At 56.4% G+C, this 19,616-nt stretch carries 24 protein-coding genes; 13 read left to right on the forward strand and 11 right to left on the reverse strand.

Annotated elements, in window-relative coordinates; translation table 11 throughout:
- Positions 1 to 82 precede the first annotated feature (82 nt).
- Positions 83 to 460, forward strand: a complete 378-nt coding sequence (locus EXE46_RS08870; protein WP_137688051.1) for a helix-turn-helix domain-containing protein — start codon at positions 83 to 85, stop codon at positions 458 to 460.
- A gap of 179 nt (positions 461 to 639) precedes the next feature.
- On the opposite strand, the gene EXE46_RS08875 is transcribed toward EXE46_RS08870, so the two are convergent.
- Positions 640 to 1,896, reverse strand: a complete 1,257-nt coding sequence (locus EXE46_RS08875; RefSeq protein ID WP_137688052.1) for an RNA-guided endonuclease TnpB family protein — start codon at positions 1,894 to 1,896, stop codon at positions 640 to 642.
- Between the two features lie 213 nt (positions 1,897 to 2,109).
- Positions 2,110 to 2,427 (reverse strand): hypothetical protein, encoded by a 318-nt coding sequence (locus EXE46_RS08880; RefSeq protein WP_137688053.1) that lies wholly within the window; start codon positions 2,425 to 2,427, stop codon positions 2,110 to 2,112.
- Between the two features lie 94 nt (positions 2,428 to 2,521).
- Here EXE46_RS08880 and EXE46_RS08885 point away from each other — a divergent pair, with 94 nt between their 5' ends.
- A complete protein-coding gene (locus EXE46_RS08885; protein WP_137688054.1) occupies positions 2,522 to 2,866 on the forward strand; it encodes a hypothetical protein in 345 nt (114 codons plus the stop codon).
- A 391-nt stretch (positions 2,867 to 3,257) separates the two neighbouring features.
- Here the strand turns inward: EXE46_RS08885 and EXE46_RS08890 are convergent, their stop codons facing one another.
- Both EXE46_RS08890 and EXE46_RS08895 read right to left on the reverse strand, forming a co-directional pair.
- Complete coding sequence (locus tag EXE46_RS08890) at positions 3,258 to 4,631, reverse strand: ATP-binding protein (protein ID WP_137688087.1); 1,374 nt, start codon at positions 4,629 to 4,631, stop codon at positions 3,258 to 3,260.
- Between the two features lie 390 nt (positions 4,632 to 5,021).
- Positions 5,022 to 6,260: an RNA-guided endonuclease TnpB family protein gene (locus EXE46_RS08895; RefSeq protein WP_137688055.1), complete on the reverse strand. Its 1,239-nt coding sequence runs from the start codon at positions 6,258 to 6,260 to the stop codon at positions 5,022 to 5,024.
- A gap of 207 nt (positions 6,261 to 6,467) precedes the next feature.
- On the opposite strand from EXE46_RS08895, the gene EXE46_RS08900 reads away from it, so the two are divergent.
- The 11 genes from EXE46_RS08900 to EXE46_RS08965 all read left to right on the forward strand — a co-directional run bounded on the left by EXE46_RS08900 (position 6,468) and on the right by EXE46_RS08965 (position 13,904).
- Positions 6,468 to 6,737, forward strand: coding sequence for an AbrB/MazE/SpoVT family DNA-binding domain-containing protein (locus EXE46_RS08900; protein ID WP_137688056.1), 270 nt, complete (start codon positions 6,468 to 6,470; stop codon positions 6,735 to 6,737).
- 15 nt (positions 6,738 to 6,752) lie between these two features.
- Entirely contained in the window at positions 6,753 to 7,103 is a 351-nt protein-coding gene (locus tag EXE46_RS08905) for a type II toxin-antitoxin system PemK/MazF family toxin (RefSeq protein WP_137688057.1), read from the forward strand.
- A 471-nt stretch (positions 7,104 to 7,574) separates the two neighbouring features.
- Positions 7,575 to 8,198 carry a helix-turn-helix domain-containing protein gene (locus tag EXE46_RS08915; RefSeq protein WP_241981519.1) on the forward strand — a complete coding sequence of 208 codons (624 nt, stop codon included), beginning with the start codon at positions 7,575 to 7,577 and terminating at the stop codon, positions 8,196 to 8,198.
- A gap of 1,007 nt (positions 8,199 to 9,205) precedes the next feature.
- Positions 9,206 to 9,478, forward strand: coding sequence for a hypothetical protein (locus EXE46_RS08930; protein ID WP_137688059.1), 273 nt, complete (start codon positions 9,206 to 9,208; stop codon positions 9,476 to 9,478).
- 7 nt (positions 9,479 to 9,485) lie between these two features.
- Complete coding sequence (locus tag EXE46_RS08935) at positions 9,486 to 10,766, forward strand: RNA-guided endonuclease TnpB family protein (protein ID WP_137688060.1); 1,281 nt, start codon at positions 9,486 to 9,488, stop codon at positions 10,764 to 10,766.
- Between the two features lie 32 nt (positions 10,767 to 10,798).
- Complete coding sequence (locus EXE46_RS08940) at positions 10,799 to 11,311, forward strand: hypothetical protein (RefSeq protein ID WP_241981520.1); 513 nt, start codon at positions 10,799 to 10,801, stop codon at positions 11,309 to 11,311.
- The gene (locus EXE46_RS08945) at positions 11,292 to 11,519 is read left to right on the forward strand and encodes a hypothetical protein (protein WP_137688061.1); all 228 of its coding nucleotides are present in this window, start codon (positions 11,292 to 11,294) and stop codon (positions 11,517 to 11,519) included. Before EXE46_RS08940 ends, EXE46_RS08945 begins: the two co-directional genes overlap by 20 nt.
- A gap of 185 nt (positions 11,520 to 11,704) precedes the next feature.
- Positions 11,705 to 12,085 carry a hypothetical protein gene (locus tag EXE46_RS08950; protein WP_241981521.1) on the forward strand — a complete coding sequence of 127 codons (381 nt, stop codon included), beginning with the start codon at positions 11,705 to 11,707 and terminating at the stop codon, positions 12,083 to 12,085.
- 408 nt (positions 12,086 to 12,493) lie between these two features.
- Positions 12,494 to 13,174, forward strand: coding sequence for a nucleotidyltransferase domain-containing protein (locus EXE46_RS08955; RefSeq protein ID WP_137688062.1), 681 nt, complete (start codon positions 12,494 to 12,496; stop codon positions 13,172 to 13,174).
- Positions 13,175 to 13,278: 104 nt separating this feature from the next.
- On the forward strand, positions 13,279 to 13,569 hold the full coding sequence (locus EXE46_RS08960; RefSeq protein ID WP_137688063.1) for a nucleotidyltransferase family protein: 291 nt from the start codon (positions 13,279 to 13,281) through the stop codon (positions 13,567 to 13,569).
- Positions 13,566 to 13,904, forward strand: coding sequence for a DUF86 domain-containing protein (locus tag EXE46_RS08965; protein WP_137688064.1), 339 nt, complete (start codon positions 13,566 to 13,568; stop codon positions 13,902 to 13,904). The genes EXE46_RS08960 and EXE46_RS08965 overlap by 4 nt, the downstream gene beginning before the upstream one ends.
- Before the next feature lie 65 nt (positions 13,905 to 13,969).
- On the opposite strand, the gene EXE46_RS08970 is transcribed toward EXE46_RS08965, so the two are convergent.
- The 7 genes from EXE46_RS08970 to EXE46_RS09000 all read right to left on the reverse strand — a co-directional run bounded on the left by EXE46_RS08970 (position 13,970) and on the right by EXE46_RS09000 (position 19,139).
- A complete protein-coding gene (locus EXE46_RS08970; protein ID WP_137688065.1) occupies positions 13,970 to 14,623 on the reverse strand; it encodes a restriction endonuclease in 654 nt (217 codons plus the stop codon).
- On the reverse strand, positions 14,616 to 14,861 hold the full coding sequence (locus EXE46_RS08975) for a hypothetical protein (protein WP_137688066.1): 246 nt from the start codon (positions 14,859 to 14,861) through the stop codon (positions 14,616 to 14,618). Before EXE46_RS08975 ends, EXE46_RS08970 begins: the two co-directional genes overlap by 8 nt.
- Entirely contained in the window at positions 14,858 to 15,886 is a 1,029-nt protein-coding gene (locus EXE46_RS08980; protein ID WP_394348189.1) for a hypothetical protein, read from the reverse strand. Before EXE46_RS08980 ends, EXE46_RS08975 begins: the two co-directional genes overlap by 4 nt.
- 118 nt (positions 15,887 to 16,004) lie before the next feature.
- On the reverse strand, positions 16,005 to 16,940 hold the full coding sequence (locus tag EXE46_RS08985; protein WP_137688067.1) for a hypothetical protein: 936 nt from the start codon (positions 16,938 to 16,940) through the stop codon (positions 16,005 to 16,007).
- Positions 16,937 to 17,719 (reverse strand): hypothetical protein, encoded by a 783-nt coding sequence (locus EXE46_RS08990; protein ID WP_137688068.1) that lies wholly within the window; start codon positions 17,717 to 17,719, stop codon positions 16,937 to 16,939. The genes EXE46_RS08985 and EXE46_RS08990 overlap by 4 nt, the downstream gene beginning before the upstream one ends.
- Complete coding sequence (locus EXE46_RS08995) at positions 17,720 to 18,583, reverse strand: hypothetical protein (RefSeq protein ID WP_137688069.1); 864 nt, start codon at positions 18,581 to 18,583, stop codon at positions 17,720 to 17,722.
- Positions 18,576 to 19,139, reverse strand: coding sequence for a hypothetical protein (locus EXE46_RS09000; RefSeq protein ID WP_199234135.1), 564 nt, complete (start codon positions 19,137 to 19,139; stop codon positions 18,576 to 18,578). The genes EXE46_RS08995 and EXE46_RS09000 overlap by 8 nt, the downstream gene beginning before the upstream one ends.
- Positions 19,140 to 19,616 lie beyond the last annotated feature (477 nt).

Genomic DNA, 19,616 nt, shown 5'->3' on the forward strand with positions numbered 1-19,616 from the left:
AGGCGATCTACAAGGACGATTCGTCCAGTCGGCGTCGACGACCAGAAAGCATACTTTCCTACGGCATTCCATCCTGATTGATATGGCGGCCCCTAAAGAAGCCCTTCGCCGCAGTGATCTCCTCGAGATAACACCAGAGACGGATACTTACACGATCCTCGGCTTCCTTTGTGCCCACCGTGAATCGACAGTACCGCCGACAGCAATTGCCGATCAAACCGGCTGTCCAGAGGCAGCCGTCGTGACAGTAATAGATCGGCTCGAAGCTCTCGGAGCTATCGAACGGCTCGGGGATGGGATACAGATCGAGACGGCTGCGGCTGAAACGATTGCACGGCGGCTGAAGTCGCTTGATCAAGTTATACAGCTGTTTGACGCCGCACCTGACGATGAGTACGCCAGCGTTGATTGGGTATCTCAGGTCGGAACCATCGAGTGTGTGGACGAAGACGAGGAGTAGAGTCTCAAATGGGGCGAGGGCGTTGGGAGTGGGTATATCAAGTGGCGTGTCTTGACGGGTGAGTAGTGTATTTTCTCCTGTACAGTACACTAACTGGCAAGATATTGACCTCCTCCTCCGCGTGAACGCGGAGGAATCCCACCACGGGATTTCAGGCCAAGCGAAGCGGCCTGTTGGTTTCAAGACGCATACGTTCCAAGCGTCGTCTGCTGGTTTTCAGCATCGGCTTGACTGTCTTGTGGCCCGGTCAAAGAGGCCCCATCCGTAGCCGAGTCATCGTCACCGGCCTTCTGCCGGGAAGCCCGGTCGCTTCGGCGGTGACTCTCTCCACTACAGTAGCGGTCTGTAATGTTTATCGCCCCGTTCACATCGGCTTGATACTCACCGACCCAACAGTCGTCGTTCGAGCAGCTGAACGTTGCCTGTCGTGGTCGGGAGCCGTGTTCACCGCAAGCGTGGCACGCTTTCGACGTGTTGCGGGGATTCACCGTTGCGATGGGAATCCCCTTCTCAGCGGCTTTGTACCGAATCTGTGCGTGGAGTTTGGCAAAGCCCCACCCGTGCAACCGCCGGTTCATGTATTCGCTGTAGTCCATGTTCTCGCGGATGTACGTCAAGTCTTCCAGCACCAGTACCGGGTTCTCGACAGACTCGGCATACTCCACGACCTCGCGTGTCACACGGTGAAACACATCGTCAATCTGGTCCCACAGTGCGTCACCGTAAGACTCTGCGATTCGCTCACTGCCGCGCTTCTGAAGGCGTCTCTTGGCGGTGAAGTGGGTTTTGCGGAGCCGACGAACGGCTTTGCCGTCGTCGGCCCACAGGCGGGGGCGAACCGGAGAATCGCACTCGTCGCGGTGACACACCGTGACGAGACTCGCTTCTCCGATGTCCACACCTATCGGTGTCCGCTCATCGGCGGACGCTGCAGATTTGTCCTCCACGTCGCGGGTGGCGGTGACGTGGAGATACCACGTCCCATCGCGCTCGAACAGCCGACTTTCACCCATCTTGGCGTCGTCTGCGTACAACGCTTCGAGCCAATCCCGTTGGTCGGGATTGGCGCGTGCCGGAATCCAGAGGTGGTAATCCTCGTGGTGCGGGATTTTGACGTACCATTCGATTGCGTTCTGTGGCTGGTGGTCGAGTTGCAGTCCCTCGTTGGTGAACCGCACCGGGTGGTCGTCGTGAAGCTCGTCGGCGTCGTAGCTGTTGTGGAGTTGTGGGACGTACTGCTTGAGGGCGTTTTTCGCGTAGCCGCTCAGGTCGTACTCGACAACCACGTCGTTGGCTCGGGACTGTGTGTCACAGCCAGCGGCGAACGCGGCCTGAAGCGCCTGCTGGTAGGTATCTTGTGTCTCACGAAGCTTCTGTCGCTTGTGGGCGTTGGGGTCCACAAGTTTCAGTTCGAGCGTCTTCGTGAGTTTTCCCATCGTTGCCGTGCACTATCGGTCGGTTGTGATCGGCATATAATTCAGCCATCCGGAGTGGAAGTGAAACAGTGGGAAATCCGGCACTGCAATAGAACGGTGGATTGTTAACACACTGCTGTCCGCTCGACCCCCGCCTGTTCGCTCCTCGGTTCCGACAGAGTGTCGGAACACTCGTCACTCACGGGAAGGCGGGGGTATGCGCGCGTATCTCTATCAGACCCAGTCATGGTTCTCCCAGCCCTCGTAGTGCTTTAAACGGCTCTTTATCTCAAACGGCTCCCACTCGCATTCGTGATAGAGAATATCAGCCAGCTGGCCGAAGTCGCTGTTGTCGAGTTCGATCCCTCGATTCCCGCAGTTGGTGATATAGGGCTCAGAACGCAGATCGTCGAAGACATCGCTGGCGGTAGGATAGTCACTCGTCGCAATGGCCGCAACAGAGAGGAGATTCTCTTCGACAATGGGCGATCCCCAACGATGCTCGGCAACCATCGCTGCGAGGAGGGCACATTTCACTGACGGCTTGCGCATATCGCTCTCTTTTCGTGCCCGTCTGATAAGCGTGCGTTAACGCGCATTTACGTCTAGGGAAACCACTTTGTATGTTGACCGGTAAACCAGTAGCATGAGCGAGTCGCCGTCGAAGCACCCAGCAGTGGAGAAAGACACCAAAGAGGCCCGCTTAGAGAATCCGAGCGGCGTCCTCTATCTCTTCCAGCACGAGAGCGTCCCGATCCTCATCGACGCCATCCTCACCCTTCCACCGGGGCGAGAATTCACCAAGACGGAACTCGCGGATCACGCTGGCGTGACCCGGCAGACGGTAAGCAAGTATACCGACCTCCTACTGGAAACCGATATTGTCGAAGAGATCCCGAACTCGTCTCCACGCCGGTACCGAGTCGCCAAAACCAACGTCGTACAGGAACTTTTCGAGTTGAATAGTGCGCTGAACGCCAGCGGCGAGTGAACGGGTCTGATCTGTAAGCCGGTCGCAATCACTTCAGGGTGGCTCATCTAGGCAGGCTTGCTCCTCACGGTGTAGGCACCGACGATGAATGTCCACAGTGTGGCTCTCACGAGATTGCGGCCTACGACCTCGAGTTATCGCTGTATAGCTCACAGTTTGTAGGGAGGATTCAGGGCCTTATGTATCATTCTGCTCTGTTGAATCCGCAGAAAGCGTCGGGATCGGGTCACTCTGTAGTTGGTTCAGGAGCACTGCCGAAGGGATACAAAAATGGAATCTTGGCAGAGAAAGAGAGGATCGAGATTACTGGGTGGGCTGATCCAACTCTTCGACAGCAAAGAGCGAAATAATCACGCCTTCAGCGATCGTGATCCCCATGCCGTCATCGGATTCAACAGAGCAGAGTGGTGAGTTCGTCCAAGCCGTAGAGAGCCGTATCGGACCGGTCGCCAGCGGCCCCACGCAACTCATCGGTGAACCCAGACCGAGAGAAAAGCGCATACCGCACGTCCCGATCAGCTCCCTGCCATCGGACCTCCGGCTCCAGCGCGGTGAGATCATCAAATACCGTGCGGCCAACGGGTGTTGCGGTCCACTTACACTCACCGAGGAGCAGCGTGTTCGTATCTCGGTTGATCCCGACGATATCGATCTCATCACCACCGTACCACCAGCGGCCGACCCGCGAGCAAGAGACGGGGAACGCAGGCGTGCGAACTGCCTGTTGACACACGGTTTCGAAGGTCCGACTGGTGTGTGTCGGGAGCGTCTCGGCGATCGCCGCGCGAACCGGTGCGGTCTGTCCCTGTTCGAGCGTGCCCCGATTTGGTGCCACGTACCGGAACCAAAATCGAAGGAAGTCATCCGTGAGCCGATAGAGTCCACGCCCGTCCGGGTCCGTGACTGGGTGCTCTCGCTCGAGGATCGCCAGCTGGGTCAAATTCTGGAGATACCGGGAGAGGCTGCTGGCATCGCGTCCGACCTCGTTGGCGATCTCGGTGACGCGAGTCGCTCCAGCGGCGATCGCTTCCAAGATAGCCAGATACGTGGCGGGTTCGCGGAGTTCCTGTCGCAACAGAAACTCCGGCTCCTCATAGAGGAACGCACCCTTCGAGAGGATCGCCCGCTCGATGTTCTCAAAGAGAGATTGCTCCGGATCGAACTGTTCGAGATACGCGGGGACGCCTCCGAGAACGCTGTACAGCTGGATTTGAGTCTCCAGATCAGTGTTCGGGAAGAACTCACGGGCATCCGCGAACGAGAGCGGCGCGAGTTCCCATTGTCCCGTCCGTCGACCGTACAGAGGGCTCTCGTAGCTCAACACACCATCTTCCATCATCGAAATGGATGACCCCAACAGTACGAGTGAGATATTCGTCCCGTCCAGCACATTGTCAACGATTGTCTGAAAGACGGACGGAATCGTCTCATCGTCATCCACGAGATACGAGAATTCGTCGAGTGCCACCACGCACGGACCGTCAACGCGGGCGGTGAGATATCGAAACGCCTCCACGAAGTCATCGACATCGGGTGTGATATCATCGAACGCGTCAGCACATTGCGACGCAAATCGTCGGGCGTTATGGGTTGATCCCCGCTCGTCACAGAGGTAATAGATTGATGTGAGCTCTAGCTCTTCAATCGCGGTCGTTACGAGAGTTGTCTTGCCGACGCGTCGTCTTCCGTAAACGACGAGCAGCTGTCGCTCTTCTTGAGAGAGGTGTGACGTGAGCCACTCGAGTTCTCTCTTTCGGTTTATCATTATGTGTTCGATCATATTATCTTGTTCATAATAGCTGTTGGGCTTGGCTGGTTCATCAAACTGAAGCAGTCTGGAAGAGGACCGCCGAGACTAGAGGCACCGATTGGGATTTCTGTCGTCACCACGCGCCGTCGACAGAACGTCGATCAGCCGACGTTTTATCGTGGCCATAGTGGAATAGCAGTTCGCTCGTGGATCCGTTTGTACCCCTCGCCCCAATGAAGTGAGAGGGATTCGGAAGTGAGAATGACCCGTACCAGTTCTCACTCAGGACTATACAGCAACTAGGGTATCTACCGGATGTGGCCACCACCGACACGACCGGCTCACTGTTCATCAGAGTAAGCTACCACGCCCTGAAGGGCGTGGCATTCAGCGTGGACTCCCGTTCTAACCGGTAATCACGGTAGGCGAATATTCGCTATTCACGTTCAACGTCCCGCTGTTCAAGCGCACGCCTACGGGTGCGCCTCCACGTCCAGACTTTTGCTGGTCGCGGAGATACTTCAGGCCGATATTCTTCGCCGCGTTGTAATCCGCGTGAACAGTATACCCGCACTTCAGACAACTGAACTCGTCTTGACCGTTGTTGTGTGGCCGATTGTCCTCGTGGGTGAATCCACACTTTGAGCACCGCTGACTCGTGTACGCCGGATTAATCTGTCTCACGACAATCTCTTCCGACTCGGCTTTGTACGTGACGTACTCGTAGAGTCGGTGGACCGCCCACTTGTGAACCGCCTTCGCGTGCGGGAGGCGTTCGCGGATGTCTTTGAGCTGCTCGAACACGATATGCGTACAGTCGTTTTCGAGGGCTTCCTCCACCAGTTCGTTCGAGACCGTGTGAAGCAGTTGTTCGAAACGTCCTGTCTCCTTCCGACCGACTCGCTGGACGTTCTCGTGTGCCCATCGAGTCCCAGTTTGTTGGAGATCGCCACGGCGCTTTTCGTATTCTCGATGCCAGTGGTTGAGTTCGCCGCCGCTCCAGAACGTTCCGGTTGAGGTGGTTGCGATGTTTGTGATGCCGGGGTCAACACCAAGGACGGAAACGTGCTTGGCATCGCCTGTGTCGGCGTCATCATTCTCCACGGTGGGCTTTGTCCGCACATGGAGGTAGAAGCAGTCTTCAACCGTATCGTAATGGAGTGTGGCTCCTTTCACATCATAGTTGTCGTTGAACAGATACGCCGAGTGTGGCGTGTCACGCTGTTCGTCCGGTAGAACGAACTCTGCGGTCACTCGTCCGTCGATGGTGGCGAGTGTGCAGTGGTCGTCGTTGACGGTGACGGTTCGTGCGTCGTAGCTGGCGAACCGCGATGTGAAGTGTGGTTTCGAGGCTTTCTTGCCGTCTTTCCAGCGTTCAACGACACCTTTGACGGCTTCTGCGGCTCGGTTTCGTGCAGCTTGCACGAGGTTGGCCGGGAGCGGTGAGTCATCTCGAACGTCGTAGTACGTAAGACCGTGGAGTGTCTGCTTGCTGGTGATTTTCCAGTCCGGTTCCCACGCTACGTCTACGACATGGTTGGCGGCGTCGAGGAAATAGTCGATTGTCTGGTGGAGGAGACCAGCGGCACTCTCGTCCACATCGAGTTTGATGGGGACGGTTCGAGTGGCTGAGTCTTCCACCATCTGTACCTCATGTGTATCTTTGTGTATTTATATTAGTTTGGATTGGCGTGGGGGAGTCGGCCAGCCATCGAGCGTGGTTTGTGTCCATGTTGTCGGCTTCCTCCCGCGCCTAAAGTCGCGGGTTTCCGCCTTGTGGTCGTATGAGCCTACAAATTGAATGACCATGCCACCGACATCTATATCAGTATGAAAAAAGTATGAATCGATATGCCCGAACACAAACGAAAAGTTGGAGATCGGGGCCAGGTGACGATTCCGAAGGAACTGCGGGATCGTCGTGGCATCGAAGGTGGTGACGAAGTTGAATTCGTTGAAGTGAATGACGAGATCATACTCAAACCGCCGACAGATGAGGAACGGCTTGCTGAAGGATATCGAAAGAGAGCCGAACGGTCCCGTGAGTTGGCTGAAGAAATGGAAGAAGCATCCGCAGAAACAACCGAGCATCTCGGTGACGCGCCCGGTTGGAGCGAGTGAATTCTGGAGTCAAGTGTGCAGGTACGCCGCGGCGACATTGTCATTGTTGAACTGAATCCCACGAAAGGGAGCGAGCAGCAAGGAACGAACCGGCCCTGTATTGTCATCCAGAACGATATTGGGAATCAGTACTCTCCAACAACAATCATCGCTCCAGTCACAAAGCAGTACACGTCCGGAGACACGTATCCGTTTGAGGTGGAAGTGCTGGCTTCGGATACTGCCCTCGATCACGATTCAGTGGCAGATCTCAGTCAAATCCGGGTTGTCGACATCGACGAACGTGTGAAAAAGAACATTGGATCTGTCCCGTCATCAGATATGGCGAAAATCGACTCGGCAATCAAAGACAGCCTCGGCATTTGAGCGAAAATTTTCATCAGTGTGTAGTTCAGGCTACACTATTGGCAACTATTCACCCGAAGTCGTAGTCGCTGTCGTACGCACTGACGTACGCATCGTTCCCCGTCCTATCGGATACGTAACACGGCCCTCGCCCAGCACCGATGAACACCGGCGACTCGATGTCGAGGCCACTCAGTCGGTACAACAGATCCGGCATCCCGTCTCGAAGCTCGCTCACGCGTGGTTCTCTACGGGTGTGTAGGGTTCCGGTGGGCGGCCGGTGTTCGGTCAGGGGTGGAAGCGATCCCTTAGTGAGGTCACCGATAGTGAGGATGCGTACGTCGTCATCGATGCTCAGTAAATAGTGCATCCGGCAGTTCGTCAGGCTCGAGCCGTCATCGACAACGAATCACTAATGTCGTCACTATCGCGAAACAGTCCGAATCACCGTGGCAAACGTTTATGGTTTCTAGTTTCGTAAATCTATACAAGATGAGCTACGATACAGAACACGTGCGAAACGCGGGAGAGACTCCGGGGATGATCACCGGAATCCCCACATTCACAGAATTACTTGAGAACCCGTCTCTCGCGAGTCTCTATACTTCGATTAGCCAGTCGGGAACTGCCACGGGTCCTGAACTCGTTGAAACAGCGACCGTCTCGAAAAAGACCGTATACGACTATCTCCATAAACTGGAGCAGGCGGGCCTGATCAGCACGGTTAATGACGGTGTCGGGACCGCCCGATACACTGCTGAAGAGTTCGAACTGACGCTGACGGTCCGCGAGACGGAAGTCTCGATCACTCCCGAACTTATCGCGGTGATTGCACAGAAAAACGAGTATCCAGCGATCGGGCGGGTTCTCGAGGACCACGGAATCGTCACGTTCGCACTCGCATACGATCTCGTAACAGCACACAGCGAGGGGGAAGTCACAATTCGACAGATAGCGAGTCTCACGGATCTATCGTCAGGAACTGCGTATGATCTCGTCGAAGCACTCTACTCGATTCTTGATCTCGGAGACGACGACTCAAGTCCAACGACGTACACACCAGCTGATTTCGATGATGACGAGAGCAATCTTCTCGAAGAATTCACCGACAGCTAGACCGCATTACGAGGATGTATACTGCGAATATTGCGGACACGGTGATGTTTCGGAATTTGGGGAAGTATCCCAATCCACGCATACAGTCGCTCAAACGTGCCGTTGAGGAAGCCGAAACTAAAATTTGGGTGCCAACAGCGGTCTATCACGAGCTGGCGGATACTGGGAGGTACCGGTTCGCCGACGAACCCGTACCTCGATACGGCTATCGAAGAGGGCTGGCTTCGGGTAGCCACACCGCTGCCGGGTGATCGCACGAAGGGGTTCGGTAGTAGCGCTGGACCGGTTGAGAAAGCGCGGTTTGTTACAGATGAGTTTCTCAACCAGCAGAGCAAGTATCCAGAGACGAACAACTGGCAGGATGCAGCGGTAGTCGCGTTGGCAGTTCGATTGTTCGATACAAATGCCCGAATTCGTGTGATCACCCACACAGCGGACGAAAATCTGGCAGCGGCGTGTGTACGTATTCCTCCTGAATTCGGGTACTATGATATCAAGTCCCGATACTACAACCCGCCCCAGACAGCGAAAGCTGAGTTTCCAACCGTTGACCGACTTACGTGGGAAGGGTGATTTAAACGATCTCACTTCTCTGCTCAACCAAAGTTATAGGATATACTATTATATTTTCAACTATAATAAATTAGACACTATTATTTGAAGTCATAGTCGCTGTCGTACGCGTTGACGTACGTCGTGTTCACTTCGCGATCAGGGACGTAACACGGACCATTGCCGGCGGTGTGGAACACGGGAGCCTCAATGTCGAGGCGCGTTTTCCGGTGGAGCAAGAGTGGTAACCGGTCGCGCAGATCTTGGATGAACGGTTCCTGCCGTGCGTAGAGGGTCCCGCGTGGGGGCCGGCGCTTGGTCAGCGGTCGGAGGCTATCCTCCCAAAGATCCTGTTCCGTGAGGATTCGGACGTCAAGTTGTTGGGCCAACTCCCACACACCTGCGGTCACGTGGCGGGCAATAGCGAGGAGGGACATCGCTCTTGGGAGGAACTGATGGAACTCACCGAGAATACGCTCACAGTTTCTCGAGCGCTTTCAGAACTCGACAAAGACGTAATCAAGTTCACACAGATTCTCAAGGATTGTAACGTTGAGTACGTCATCGTCAGCGGATACATTGCAATCCTTACTGAGAATGAGGAGAAAGCCTCGCGCTTTAGCGCGGGGATGAATCCGACACCACCCTTCGTAGTCCACCGTTCGGTGATACGGTTGGATATTCCTCGCTCCTCGAATCCAAGCCTTCAAGTTAGTTTGTTTATATAGGTTACGTATGGCGAAAAAGGTCGTCACCCGCACCTACTCTGCTTCCATACGGAACCAGTCTCGGGTGCGAGATGATCTCGATTCGCTCGGGTTTGCCGCCTCGAAACTCTGGAACGTCGGACGGTGGACGTGTGGTCGGATCTGGGATGAGATCGATCACATCCCCAACCACAACGAACTCACCACGTACCTCAAAACCCACGAACGCTACGATGACCTGCATTCGCAGTCAAGTCAGCGAGTCATTCAAGAACTTGCTGAAGCGTTCAACGGTTGGTACGGTAAACGACGCAATGGGGACACGAAAGCGAACCCGCCCGGCTACCGCAAACACGGTGACGAACACCCACGAAGCACGGTGACGTTCAAAGCCGCTGGCTTCAAACTCGACACTCAGTACAACCGTGTTCGGCTCTCAAAAGGGTCAAATCTCAAAGAATATTGGTCGGACTTCATCCTCTGTGAGTACCAGACTCGCCCCGACGTTGATCTCTCGACCGTCGAGAACGTCCAACAGGTTCGGACAGTTTGGACGGGTGAGGAATGGGAACTACACTTCGTCTGTAAGGTCGAACTCGACGTGGCTGAAGCCCCCGGTGAGAAGACCGTTGGTGTTGACCTCGGGATCAACAACTTCGCCGCGCTTGCCTATGAAGACGGCCACAGCGCGCTGTATCCGCTGAACTGTCTGAAGCAGGACGACTACTACTTCAGCAGGCAGATCGCCCAGTGCGATGACTCCAACTCCGAGCAGGCTAGCCGGCTGAATCAAAAGAAGTCGGCTCGTCGCACCCACTATTTCCATACGCTCTCGAAACATATTGTTGAACGGTGTGTTGAGGAAGGCGTTGGAACGATCGTAGTGGGAGATCTCTCGGGGATCCGCGAAGACCATAACACTAACGAGTCGAAAAACTGGGGAAGACACGGCAACCTCGACTTGCACTCGTGGGCATTCGACCGGTTTACCGACCTCCTCGAATACAAGGCGGAGATGGACGGAATCACCGTCGAAGAAGCCTCCGAGGAGAACACGTCGAAGTCGTGTTCGTGTTGCGGTCGCAAGCGTGATGCGAACCGTGTTGAACGCGGGTTGTACGTCTGTGACGAGTGCGGAACGACGGCAAACGCAGACGTGAACGGAGCCGAGAACATTCGACAGAAAGTATCTCCGAGTTCACCGAGTTTGTCGGTGAATAGGAGTAACGGCTGGTTGGCACAGCCATCGACGTTCCTGTTTGACAAGGAAACTGGCGCATTCGCGCCTCAAGAACAGGTAACATCGTAAACCACAATATCCCAACCCAGCGGCGCGGTGCCGTGGGAATCCTCGCGCTTCAGCGCGGGGAGGATGTCAATGGTCGCTCCCGATCAACAGAGGATATCGACATCATTCTCGAGGCCCTTTCTGAAACGGAGACTGAACAGCTGGTCACCGAAGTTGAAGACCGAGGATACTGGGGAATGGCGATGCCACTTGCTGAAATGTATTCGATGTTGCGTGATGGAGATCGGATCCGGATTGCAGAGGAAGGGGAGATGTACCCGAACTTCGAGACGTGGTTCGTCTCAAACGACGTTGAGCGTGAGGCACTTTCGAACCAACTTACCGTCGAATTCGATGACAGTCAGATCGAGATTAGCCCACTCGAACTCCAGATCGCATACAAACTTCGACTCGCACAAACGGCGAACAGTCTCAGCGGGAAGGATTTCGAGGATGCGCTCCACCTATATCTCACCTTCGAGGAACGATTTAATATGGAAGCACTCGAACAATACGTTACAGAACTTGGAGTTGAGGACTACTATGATGAACTCAGACAAGTTTGAGGACGCCTACCGTCAGAACAGGGAGCAACGGCGGGCGATGATCAAGCGCTGGGCCGAGTACGTCCGTAGCCACGATGATGAAGAGTGGTCACGTCAACAGAATCTGCTGATTAACTCTCAACTCCAGTCGGCAAATGAGCTGGCCGCAGCGGGCGAAACAGGTCCTGTTCGCTTCACAGCTGTCCGGGATCGACTCCGCGATCAGTGACGGGAACGCCGAAGCATATGTCTCGCTCTTTCGAGCAGTGCTGTGACGAACACGAGTAGAAGTGTTTGTCACTACAGAAACAAACCGCACTAGACAGTGTGTAGCGGGACAAGCGCTTCTGACGCGAGCGTTCGTTTCGTCTCCTCACGGTTGCGACGAAGCGTGCACATTTCTGAGGAGTGTTCGTGGTAGTACGCGAGCGCGGTGGAAAGCCGTACTTCTTCGCGCCGACGCTCGTCTACGACAAGCGGTGTGCGACGTTCAACAATGACCACGCGACACTCCCAACCGTTGAACGGCGCATCACCGCCGAGTACGTCTTCCCCGACGGGAACCGCGAGACGCCCCACTCAGAGTATCTGTGTACTGACGACTACGAAGGGACGGGCGCAGAATTCCACTACCGCGACGGCGAGTGCTACCTTCACGTCCGAACAAAGGCGGACGTGGAATTCGAGACTGCCGACGAAGGCAACGGCGGACACAGCACAGTCCTCAGCGTTGACCCCGGATCGAAAATGCCGCCGTCACGTCAACAGGCACCTTCTGGAACGGATTGGAGTTGAATCACTGGCACCACGAGTTCGAGAAGCGACACGGGTCGCTCTAACAGCGTGAAACGCGGGCTACCCACCAAACCATCCAGTCGGTCGGACGTACCGAGACGAGACGCTACGACCACTTCTTACGGACTCTCTAGAACCCTACTCTCTGAAGTCGTACCCGCTCTCGCGGGCGTTGACGTACGTCGTGTTGCCCTCTCGATCAGGGACGTAACACGGGCCATTGCCGCCGGTGTGGAACACTGGAGCCTCAATGTCGAGGCGTGTTTTCCGGTGGAGCAAAAGTGGCAACCGGTCTCGTAAGTGTTGAATCGATTTTATTTTTGTCTGTGTGGAGTTACTGAAAATTCTGCGTAGCTAACTCAAAAGCCTACCCGAAAAGTTTTCACATTGTACAAATAATTGCGTATCATGAAAAGAACAGGAGTGATTTTGGACTTCCCATTTCCCGAAGAGCGGGTTTTCCGCTATCAGGCAATGCAGGATATTCTTCATCACCTCGTGAACAATCCATTCGAGGAGTTTACACAGCAAGAACTCGCATCGATTACAGGGTCGGATGTCTCATCGGTTTCCCGGTCAGTCACGCTCCTTGAGAAGCTCGGTGTAATCGCTGTGAGTGATCAACGACCTGCTCAGATCACAGTTGATGCCGATCATCTTCAGCGATCAGATCCTGTTTTTTCGATACCACAGCCGAAGTTCCGGACGCCAATCCGGTCCTATCTTGATGATCTCGAGAGCCGCATTCAAGACGATGAGGAGATTGATGAACTCCTCGGGACCATTCTCTTCGGGAGTGTCGCTCGCGGAACAGCAGACCGCCGAAGTGATATTGACCTGCTTGTCATCGTTGATGGGGATCTCACCTACGGACGGCGCATCTGTACATCGCTCGCGCGTGAGATTGAAGACAAATCATTTGACGGTCATCGCTACGAGTTTGAGGTTCTCGTTGAAACGCCGGAAACAGCGATCTCACACGGAGCTGAACTTTCAGAGCTCTTCGATGAGGGATTGGTACTCACCACGTCGCCCCAACTACAGGAGCTGCGGCAAGACATCTATGCTCAGTCTCAAGGAGGGGTATAGAGATGCCACCGGACCACAACGACATCGAACCCCGATATAATAACGTGAGCCTGAAGTGTCACTTGTCGCCCAAAGTAATTAACCAGCACAATCGTAGATGTCCCATGGCAACCGAAGACATCTCCGCCCGACTCGGACAGCTTAAGCCGAAACTTGAGCAGGAGTATCCGATCAGCGAGTTAGGTATCTTTGGGTCGTACGCGCGTGGAGAACAACAGCCTGACAGCGATCTCGATATACTCGTCGCCTTCGAGCAACCAGTAACGTTGTTCGATCTCGTTCGGTTGGAAAACGAATTGACAGACAAGCTTGGTATCGAGGTCGATCTTGTGACAAAAGATTCGTTGAAGCCACAGGTTGAGACTCGCGTGAGTGACGATCTCGTCTTGGTATGACTGAGGTTCTGGATTATCTCGATGATATTCTTGACAGCGTCAAGAAGATCAAGCGATATACACGAGGGATGACCTACGAAGAGTTCACCGAGGATCAAAAGACAGTCGACGCGGTACTCCGAAATTTTGAGGTGATCGGCGAAGCAGCGAAGAACGTTCCTGATAATATCCGTCAAGAGTATGATGATGTGCCATGGTCAGAAATGGCTGGGATGCGCGACAAGCTGATCCACGGATACGCAACCGTCGAACTACAGATCGTCTGGGCAACCATCCAAGAAGAGATTCCGAACTTGACCACACAGATCGAGTCCGCTCGAGACGAATTTGAGTGACGGATTGTCGCTTGGACCCACACCTAAAGCGGTGGGTTAGCTTACACCCTCGTTGTGACTCTACCCTATCTGAAGTCGTACTCACTCTCGCGGGCATTAACGTACGTCGTGTTCCCCTCGCGATCTGGGACATAACACGGGCCGTCGCCGGCGGTGTAGAACACTGGAGCCTCAATGTCGAGCCGCGTTTTCCGGTGGAGCAAGAGTGGTAACCGATCACGTAAATCTTGGATAAGCGGTTCCCGCCGTGCGTAGAGGGTCCCGCGTGGGGGCCGGCGCTTGGTCAGCGGTCGGAGACGGTCGTTCCAGAGATCCTGTTCGGTGAGGATTCGCACATCAAGTTGCTGGGCCAACTCCCACGCACCGGCGGTCACGTAGCAGGCGATCGCGAGCACGGGCATCGCTCTCGCGAGGGCGGCCCGGAGGGCGATCGCTTCGACAGCGTCACGCTGGACGGGGGTGGTGTGCCAGTCTTTACACTCGACGACGAGGAAATCTGTGGGCTCACCACGGAACTCGTCGCGGCGCGCGATCACGTCGGTTTCGAGCCCGAAGAGCTGCTCGTTGCGGGCCGTGGTGTACCCCCACTCCTCGAGCGTGTCGGCGACTTCCTCTTCGAACCAGCGCCCGTTTGTCGGGTCGTGATCCGGATCGCTGGTATCGTCGGGCGTGCCGACAGTGTCGATTCTGTCTGTCAGATCGCGAGTGTTGTCACTCATCAGTTTGTTCCTCCACAGTGGCAGCTGCTTCAGCGTCGACGGCTGTCTCTTTGAGAGCGGTGGCGATCGTCTTGGCTTCTGTTGGGGACAGCACTGCGTAGATGATATCACGGTCGTCGCCGAAACTGAGCGTCACCCGCGTGTCGTCGGCGACTGTATCGACTTGGATGCTGCCGAGCACCTCTGGCGGGCGGTCACGTCTGATGACCGTCTCCAGATCGAGGGCTGGTTCGCTCATTGGTGGGAGCCTCCGTCACGTTGGGGTGGTTGTGGTGGTGTAGCTGCTGTCGTGGGGGTGATAGTTGGTGACATTGGGTGGGTCTGGTGGCGTTGCTGGTGGCTGTGCGGCTGTCGGCTGTCGGTGGGTGTGTTTATTGGACACATGGTGTCGCTGGGATTGGTGGCGAGTGAGATGGGTGGGCGTCTGTCCCACTCGGCGTGAGAGTGCCATCGGGTGTGGCCACTGGCTGGAGTCGTCGGTCCAGTAGCGGTGGCTGGGTGTCGGTTCGTCGACGACGATGGTGTGGGCTGGTCGCTGTGGTCCGAGAGCCACGCCGTTACCGGTGGTGTCCTTATGTCTGGGTGGACTGACTCCGTCGTCGTCCACCGGCGGTGGCCGTTCACCTGGACGGCGTGAACACGGTCGAGCGCGCGGACATCTTCGAGTCGACGATCGTAGCTACTCGCAGAAATGTCGGCTCGTTCGAGTATTTCGGTACGGCCCAGCGGGTTGTCGGCTCTGAGTAGTGTGGCGTACAGCTTGGTCGCTGTCGGCGTGAGATCCGGCCGGAAGCGTGTCGCTTTGAGGGTTGCTGCGGCGCGTTCGACGTCGGCTGGGGTTGGCGTTCGGGATTCGGCTCGCGCCCGCAAGAGGCTTCCCACGACGTCGTAGGGACACGCTTGTTGTGGCGTGTCCGACGGGCCGAACGACCTGAGACACAGCCGGACGAGCCGGTGTTTTTGCTTGGGAGTCCACTGGACGTCGTGGGCCGTCGCGATCTCGTCGATCACCCGTCGGATGGCCGGGTAGGTGGTACCGTCGACGACGGGGATCTCGAGTGTGGGTGCGGCTTCGGTTCCGTCGGCGATTGCGTTGCGGACGGTAGCGAGTTCCTCGCTCAGCGCCGTGGTGATCTCATCGCGGAGTGTCGTCGCCGTCGGGCCGGCGATGACCCACGACATCGTGAGATCGAGTTGTGTGTCGGACTCGACCTCGTAGGGGAGTCGCCGGCACAGCTTAGCGGGCCGGTCTTCGAACAACATGCGGTACCCCGAGTGGATTCCGTAGACGGACTGTTTCCTTGTTGTTACAATGTGATCTACTTTATATGAATTGACCGAACGAGACACTTCAGAGCCCTTGCCGGTCATTGTTCTGTTGTCAGTACTCCGATGTCGGCTTTGCTAGGCGTTTCTTAGCGTTCGTTTCATCCGGAGTGACTGGTGTCACTCGAAGCTCTCCGAAGCCGTACTTCGAGTGGGTCCCGACGCGGGTGACCCCGGAGATCGCGGTCTCCACCGGACGATCACCGCCATAGCCGACGACGACGCCGTGATCGACCGTCTCCAACTCGTAGACATCGTCACCCTCGATGACCTTCTCCAGTCGGTGGCGCAGGTGTGCTTCGTCATCTACGCTCCACCACCAAGGCACGTTCACGTTGTTCGCATTCGGGTACTCCGACCGAAGGACGAATGGCGTCACGAGTTCAAGGATGAGCGCCTCACTGTCTTCGAGACGCGAGTAGTCCAAAGCCTCCAGGTCAACGACCTGCGTATCTTTCAGCGTGGTCGTCCCGTAGCCGTAGTTCCGTTTGCCGCCGAACTGGAGGCCCTCTAGCACGTCCTCACCGAGGGGCAGAACGTCCGGATCATCGGCGTGCAAGTAGGCATTCACGTACCAGCGTGTGGTCTGTTGTTGTTTCCGAGCGTCAGCGGGCTGGCCCATGACTGTCTCGTGAGCTAGCGCCGGCATTCCGCTCTGGAACCGGATGTCATGAGCGTTCAGCCCGTCACGGGGACGCGTATCGAGTAGCCACGGATGGTCGGGGTGTCGGAAGAGGAATAAGTCGTCGTAGCTCTCCACGTCGGGAAGCGACGATCCCATGTACGGGCGCGTTCCGCTCGTTGAGTGTTCCTCAGGAAACCTCCCGAACTGGCCGGGGACGAACATCCCGTGGCTGGCGCTGATGTGCTGGTGGATGTCGTGTTCTAAGTACATCCCAAGCGCGTGGGAGATTGCGTTCCCCGAGACGTAGTAGGGATGCCCGAGGTAGTCCATATCGAGTTCCCAATGAACCTGCTGGATGCGGGTCACGCATTCGCCCTCCGAGTTTCGAGATCTTCGAGATACTGGAGCGCCGTGCTCCAACTCCAAATTCGCCGGAGGTTCGCATCGAGCATCATGTCATGCTTGTCGTGGTTGACGTCGAGCGGGTGTGCGGTGAGACGCTTCCATGCCGACGCCCACGACCGCCACGGACGGCTTCCAAGGCGGGCCCACGGTTGCCCGTTCGTGTTCTCGTCAATCCGGAGCGCGAAGCGGTCGCCTGCGTAGACCGTCCGGTGGGACACGATCTCCTCGGCGTCGTCCACGACTAAGAGGAGATCGGCGAACTCGTGACCGGCGCGGTAGTTGTACAAGAGCGCTGCCACGAGCAGCGTGTGGTACTTCAGACTCGTGTAGGGGTAGTAGATACTCTCGTTGAAGCCGCTCGCTACGTCTGACATGAGCCACGCCCGATGCATCGTTTCAGGATCGGAGCCCGTCAACAGATCGGTGATGGCCTCAGAGAGGCGTGGGCGGGAGAATTTCTTGGAGTGGTAATAGGACTCGCCCGTCAGCAGCGAGAGTCGGTGGTGCGTCTCATGGGTGTCCACCGTCTGCTCGGGCTTCCCAGTGGGTCGTGAGAGCGCCGCCGCGTTGCCGTCCGCGCCGTGCGGGACAGTCTGGTTCACTGAGATACCGTGGAAGGTGTCTGGTGCCGCGTCATGCGTCTTGCCGTTCAGCTTGTGGGCATCATGTCGATAGGCCGCGACCATCACGTCCTGACTGCCGTCGCCTTGGAAGTTGCTGGGAGTGGCGTTCTTGCCCATCTACGGTCCCTCCTCGATGCGTTCTTCCAGTGCCTCCACAAACGTCGGGCGGTACGTTGCGGCCCACTGGTTGTCCTTTTCGTCCATCGCGTTTGTGTTGCCCTTCCCGCGGTCGAAGACGCGCTTCAGTTCGCGTTCCTCGTAGAGCGGATTGATGAGATAGCAATCGACGATTCCCGCGCCGAAGTTCCGCGCGCCGCCCAGCTGGTGCATGAAGTCCGTCTTGTGTCCATCGAGGAAGTCAATCCCTTCTGCGAGCAGGCCGATGAACTCCGGTTTCACCTCCCGGAAGGAGAGGTGCCAGCAGCCGTCAAGATTGGCGACAGCGTCCACCTCGGCGTTCCGGAGCGGTTCGCGGTTGTCTTCCCGATTGCGGGAGACGATATTCCGGTTGAGTCGCCGGTAGTGGCCTTCGGCCTGTCCGCGAGTGTAGTCCACGCTGGAGCGGACGGGGTTGAACTTGATCGGCCGACGCATCACTTTCCCTGGCTGGTTGTCGAAGCCGCCGAAGAGGTCGAAGACCACGCAGCCGTGGTCGTCCTCCGGATCGTCAATGCATGCGCCCTTCTCGTGGTAGCCATCTTCGAGATCGCGCTCGTAGACATCGTCCTTCATGAAGTTCGCGTTGGCCTCGCCGGGGTGGCAAGCGGTGCCGTCGTACTCGGTGACGATGCGTTCCATCCCGTGACGGAGCCAGCCCGAAAGCGGGAACGCAGGGATGATGCCGCCGATCTGGTTCTGTGGGTCGTCGTCGTTATAGTTGCCGTTTGAGGCGTGATGGCGGTCAGTTATGATCGAGTCATTGACCACCAACAGGTCAGTCTGGATGCGAACGAACACGTCACGGCTGATGTCGTCAATCATCGTGTCGGTGTGTCTGCTGGTAGTCGGCGTCCGATTTGCTCGCGTTAGGGCGATCCGAGGCGGTGGGCAGTTTTGACACCCACTCAGTCTCGCATGCGGAGTCGTCATCCGGGCGGGCGTGGTGCTGGATAACGGTGAGCAGCGGTATTGGTTCCCGCTGGTGTTGGTGGGTTGGTAGCCGCTCCGTCGAGGCATTCGGGTGGACGTGTGCGCTTGAGGTTGCCGTGGGGCTGGTGACGACGATCGTCGGATCGAGTAAGACGTATGTCGTCGATTGTGCGCGGGTGTCAGCACACGTTCCGATGTGGCCTGTGAGGACGTATTCACGAACGCCACGTGTGAATACTGTCGGGTGTTCGTGGCTGTCGAAGCCGCACATGATGTAGCCGATCGCGTACGTGGGCTCGCCCGCAGCCCGATAGGCGTAGGCGGTGATATCGTCGCCTTCCCGGAAGGGTTGCTTACACACTTGGCAAGCTGGTTGTTCTGTGTTGAGTGAGATGCGTGTGAGTTGCTGAAGATGTGCGACCGATCTGCTGCTGCGATGTCGCTGCATTAGCTGTCGCCTCCGACAGTAGTATCGTCGGAGTGATTGGATTGCCGTACTTGCCACGAAGACAGTGGCCGACGGGCTATTGTGAGGATGTGCTGCTTGTACGTAGAGAGTCGTGACAACCTCAGGGACTCGGCGTGAGTGAACAACCGACGATAGGTGTCACACGATATTGGTACACCCGCCACTGCCGCTGGCAGGGGATCGCAGCGTTCAATCGGACTGCGTGTTGAGTTACACATGCTGTCTGGCTCCAGGCAGCACGGTCGGACGTGCTCCAACACGTCCCGGCCAACTTACGACCGGTGTCCCGTACTTCCTGTTCTCCTCTATGACTTGGTGGTACTTAATATTTTGCTAAACAAAATGCTTAGCAATCGGTTGGCATTGGGAAATCGTATTGCTGAGGATTATATTGCGCGATGTAGAACTCCGAACCAAGAGATGGTGAACGAAAACTATGAACCGAACGAGCGCGAG

This window comes from Halorubrum sp. GN11_10-6_MGM (assembly GCF_005435165.1).
GTDB lineage: Archaea > Halobacteriota > Halobacteria > Halobacteriales > Haloferacaceae > Halorubrum.

What these genes read in the sequence shown, in the direction of transcription:
- EXE46_RS08955 (WP_137688062.1), top strand. Translation starts at nt 12,494, where the DNA reads ATGAAAAGAACAGGAGTGATTTTGGACTTCCCATTTCCCGAAGAGCGG.
- EXE46_RS08990 (WP_137688068.1), bottom strand. Translation starts at nt 17,719, where the DNA reads ATGGGCAAGAACGCCACTCCCAGCAACTTCCAAGGCGACGGCAGTCAG.
- EXE46_RS08980 (WP_394348189.1), bottom strand. Translation starts at nt 15,886, where the DNA reads ATGTTGTTCGAAGACCGGCCCGCTAAGCTGTGCCGGCGACTCCCCTAC.
- EXE46_RS08970 (WP_137688065.1), bottom strand. Translation starts at nt 14,623, where the DNA reads ATGAGTGACAACACTCGCGATCTGACAGACAGAATCGACACTGTCGGC.
- EXE46_RS08965 (WP_137688064.1), top strand. Translation starts at nt 13,566, where the DNA reads ATGACTGAGGTTCTGGATTATCTCGATGATATTCTTGACAGCGTCAAG.
- EXE46_RS08900 (WP_137688056.1), top strand. Translation starts at nt 6,468, where the DNA reads ATGCCCGAACACAAACGAAAAGTTGGAGATCGGGGCCAGGTGACGATT.
- EXE46_RS08880 (WP_137688053.1), bottom strand. Translation starts at nt 2,427, where the DNA reads ATGCGCAAGCCGTCAGTGAAATGTGCCCTCCTCGCAGCGATGGTTGCC.
- EXE46_RS08945 (WP_137688061.1), top strand. Translation starts at nt 11,292, where the DNA reads ATGAACTCAGACAAGTTTGAGGACGCCTACCGTCAGAACAGGGAGCAA.
- EXE46_RS08890 (WP_137688087.1), bottom strand. Translation starts at nt 4,631, where the DNA reads ATGATAAACCGAAAGAGAGAACTCGAGTGGCTCACGTCACACCTCTCT.
- EXE46_RS09000 (WP_199234135.1), bottom strand. Translation starts at nt 19,139, where the DNA reads ATGCAGCGACATCGCAGCAGCAGATCGGTCGCACATCTTCAGCAACTC.
- EXE46_RS08915 (WP_241981519.1), top strand. Translation starts at nt 7,575, where the DNA reads ATGAGCTACGATACAGAACACGTGCGAAACGCGGGAGAGACTCCGGGG.
- EXE46_RS08960 (WP_137688063.1), top strand. Translation starts at nt 13,279, where the DNA reads ATGGCAACCGAAGACATCTCCGCCCGACTCGGACAGCTTAAGCCGAAA.
- EXE46_RS08995 (WP_137688069.1), bottom strand. Translation starts at nt 18,583, where the DNA reads ATGATTGACGACATCAGCCGTGACGTGTTCGTTCGCATCCAGACTGAC.
- EXE46_RS08870 (WP_137688051.1), top strand. Translation starts at nt 83, where the DNA reads ATGGCGGCCCCTAAAGAAGCCCTTCGCCGCAGTGATCTCCTCGAGATA.
- EXE46_RS08885 (WP_137688054.1), top strand. Translation starts at nt 2,522, where the DNA reads ATGAGCGAGTCGCCGTCGAAGCACCCAGCAGTGGAGAAAGACACCAAA.
- EXE46_RS08930 (WP_137688059.1), top strand. Translation starts at nt 9,206, where the DNA reads ATGGAACTCACCGAGAATACGCTCACAGTTTCTCGAGCGCTTTCAGAA.
- EXE46_RS08895 (WP_137688055.1), bottom strand. Translation starts at nt 6,260, where the DNA reads ATGGTGGAAGACTCAGCCACTCGAACCGTCCCCATCAAACTCGATGTG.
- EXE46_RS08935 (WP_137688060.1), top strand. Translation starts at nt 9,486, where the DNA reads ATGGCGAAAAAGGTCGTCACCCGCACCTACTCTGCTTCCATACGGAAC.
- EXE46_RS08975 (WP_137688066.1), bottom strand. Translation starts at nt 14,861, where the DNA reads ATGAGCGAACCAGCCCTCGATCTGGAGACGGTCATCAGACGTGACCGC.
- EXE46_RS08875 (WP_137688052.1), bottom strand. Translation starts at nt 1,896, where the DNA reads ATGGGAAAACTCACGAAGACGCTCGAACTGAAACTTGTGGACCCCAAC.